The sequence below is a fragment of the Paracoccus halophilus genome (assembly GCF_000763905.1).
In the GTDB taxonomy this organism is placed as follows: domain Bacteria; phylum Pseudomonadota; class Alphaproteobacteria; order Rhodobacterales; family Rhodobacteraceae; genus Paracoccus; species Paracoccus halophilus.
Map to the genome: position 1 here is coordinate 1 of NZ_JRKN01000091.1, position 1263 is coordinate 1263.

General features: G+C 60.4%; 1 protein-coding gene and 1 tRNA gene. Both read left to right on the top strand.

Annotation, left to right across the window (positions count from 1 at the left end; genetic code table 11):
* The first annotated feature begins 50 nt into the window (after positions 1 to 50).
* Positions 51 to 127 (top strand) — tRNA-Met (locus IT41_RS19205).
* Between the two features lie 460 nt (positions 128 to 587).
* On the top strand, positions 588 to 1263 hold a 676-nt coding region (locus tag IT41_RS19210), incomplete at its 3' end, for a type VI secretion system Vgr family protein (protein WP_036744403.1).

The following is a 1263-nucleotide window of genomic DNA, read 5'->3' on the forward strand; positions in this document are numbered from 1 at the left end:
CGCCAGACGCAGCACGACAGGCGCAGCCGCGCAAAACACGCGCAAAATGGCGCGGGGTAGAGCAGCCCGGTAGCTCGTCAGGCTCATAACCTGAAGGTCGTAGGTTCAAATCCTACCCCCGCAACCAAAATTACCAAAGATATCAAATAGATAGACTGGTGGTATTATTATACCGCCAGCCAATCGCGCGGGGTCGTTCTGCTATTTCCGCGCCGCGCAACCTGTTGCACCGGCACGCATAGACAGGCAAGAGCAGACATCGGCGGGTAGACCAGCGGGTACAAAAGCCGGTCCGCCCCGGATCAGGGCCATCAATCCGGCGAATCCCGCTTCGAATTCACGTGCCGTATCGATCTGCTCAGGGCACGTCTCGTCACCGCATCATGAAATGCAAGGTGCATCAACATTGAGTCAGAGCCCAAAATTGTACCCGCCAAGAACGGAAGAAGTTCAGTATTTGTCACATTCCCTCCGCGGTAGGCCAGCGCGTCACGGCATCGCATGGTACCCCGGGCGCTGTTCATCCCGTTCTGATCGCTGTATAAGCGGCCCGGGTTGTAGGGTTTTGATTCCAAGTCGGAGGCGCGATGAACGCTCCCTTCAAGCAGGCCGAGCGGCTGGGTCGTCTGACCACCGCGCTTGGGCCTGATGTTCTGGCCTTGCTGCGTTTTGATGGCAGCGATCATCTCAACCATCTGTTCGAATATCGCGTCGAGGCGCTGGCCACCCGCGAGGACCTGGATTTCGACGCGCTGGTCGGCACCCATGCCACGGTGGAGATCGAGGCGCATGACGAGATGCGGCCCTTCGACGGCATCGTCACCAGCGCCCGCTGGGCGGGTGTGGGCGAGAACGGGCATCGCTATGACCTGACGCTCAGGCCCTGGTTCTGGCTGGCCGGGCGGCGCAGGAACCAGCGGATCTTTCATAACAAGACCGTCGTGCAGATCCTGCAGGAGCTGCTGTCCGACTATGCCAGCCTTGGCGATCCGGCGCTGGAGATCGGCCTGTCGAAGGACTATCCGACGCTGGAATACACCGTGCAGTACCGCGAATCCGATCTGGATTTCGCCCGCCGCCAGATGGAGCGCCACGGGATCAGCTTTCATTTCAAACACGCCATGGGCAGCCATACGCTGGTGCTGACCGATGACGTGCTGGCGCATCCGACGATCGGGCCGCGTCCGTTCAAGCGCTATGACGGCCACCACCAGTACGAGCAGGAGCATTTCTGGGACTGGGCGCCCGAGCGGAATGTGACCA